The organism is Brevibacterium moorei, from assembly GCF_024580735.1.
Classification (GTDB): domain Bacteria; phylum Actinomycetota; class Actinomycetes; order Actinomycetales; family Brevibacteriaceae; genus Brevibacterium; species Brevibacterium moorei.
Genome location: NZ_JANIJX010000052.1, coordinates 1 through 1,649, shown reverse-complemented (window position 1 = coordinate 1,649; position 1,649 = coordinate 1). Strand labels below are relative to the sequence as shown.

At 64.9% G+C, this 1,649-nt stretch carries 1 protein-coding gene; it reads right to left on the bottom strand.

What is annotated here, in order from left to right; all coding sequences use genetic code 11:
• Positions 1-169: 169 nt before the first annotated feature.
• The gene (locus tag NQ034_RS15995) at positions 170-1,561 is read right to left on the bottom strand and encodes an IS1380 family transposase (protein WP_257050016.1); all 1,392 of its coding nucleotides are present in this window, start codon (positions 1,559-1,561) and stop codon (positions 170-172) included.
• Positions 1,562-1,649: the final 88 nt, after the last annotated feature.

Below are 1,649 nucleotides of genomic sequence, written 5' to 3'. Positions count from 1 at the left end.
CCTCGATTTTTCACGGGTTGGGGTTTGTGCTTGATCGCGGCGTCGTTGTCTCATGTTGTAGGTGATTGTACTGTTCGGGTGTGATGTGCCTGCGCGTGTCGCCGCGGTGGTCGGGCCGTTCCATGGGCCGGAGTGCCTTTCATTGTCGCTGTTGTCGTGAGTATCGACATCAATCGGGTGCTCGGGGCAGTGCGCGGATCCGTTCGGTCGCGGTGACGATGAGCAGCGCCCAGGGATGCCTGTGACTGTAGTGGACAGTGGTGCGGCGTGCTGTCTTGGCGATGGTCGCTGCGATTGTGTAGACGCGGTAGCGCAGGGTTTTCGGCTCCCACCGGCGTGCTTGAGTGTCGGCAAGTCCGAGCATGCCCGCCCACGCGGTGATCTCACTGGCCAAGCCGACGATTTCCAACCAGATCTGGTTCTGGTCGAACCCATGCAGCGGCAGGTTGCGCAGGCCGGTGTCCTTGGCATTGCGGATCCGATCCTCACACCGCCCGCGGCGCCGGTGCCGGACTTCCAGATCGGCGAGCTGCCCGCGCCTGCTGTTGGTCGCGAACGCAGTGATCCGATACCCGTCCACGTCATCGAACCGCAACTGCGCTCCCGGATGCGGGCGCTCACGTCGGGCGATGACGCGCATCCCGGCAGGCCACCCGGTCAGGTCGAGCAGCCCGGTGAGCTCGACGACTCCGGCACCGTCGCGGATACCACCGGCCGACGTGTACGCGTCCTGCCACTCCGCTTCCGGTATCTGATGGTAGAGCTCGCCGAAGTCGGTCGGCAGGCTCCATCCGACGGAGTACGAGAGCCTGCGTCCGGTGAGCCAGTCCAGGAACCCGTGCGTGCCACCTGCGGTGTCGGCGCGGATGAGGACCTTCTTTCCCGGCCGCCCACGCCCGCCGGGGAGTTGGGCCAGGGCGTCACGGGTGATCGAGATATGGTCGGCCACGGTATTCGATCCGGCGTTGCCCTTGCGCAGGGCCGCGGCCAACAACTCGCCGGTACCGGCTGGACCGTGGTCGGCGAACGCCAGCAAGGGGTGGTGACCGAAGGTGCGCTTGAACGTCCCGGCGGCCTGTTCCTTCTCACTGTGCGCGATCACGATCGAGGCGTCTAAGTCGATGACCAACGGCTGGTCAGCGCTGGCATCGTGGTCAGGAGCATGCGTGCCGGCGCTGTGCCAGGCGTGGGCGCGGGCCTTCTGGCGGGCACGGCGGATCGCGGTGACCGCTGCCCCGGTGTCCTCAGCCAGCCAGCCGATGAGTCGGGAGACGGTCGGAGTCGACGCGACTGACCCGTAGATGCCGGGTTCGCTGCGCACGATTCCAGCGTCGGAGAGGCAGTCGCCGCCCAATGCCAACGACAGTGCCAGGTCCAACAGGATCTTGCCAGGATCATGGATCGCAAATGGCTTGCGCCACGACGCCAGAGCGTCTGAGAGGTAGCGTCCCAGGCCGGTCTGATCGATCGTGTCGGTCAGGACCGTGCCACCGGCTTGGGTGATGGCCGGGATGGGGGAAGTGTCGATGTGCGGGTGCGGGTACAGGCCGGTAGACTTCACTTCGAAGGTGATCTTTCTTCTGCGGGAATTGAACTCTAGACAAGTCCTATTTTCCCAGGTCAGAGGTCACCTTCACCTATTCATCCAC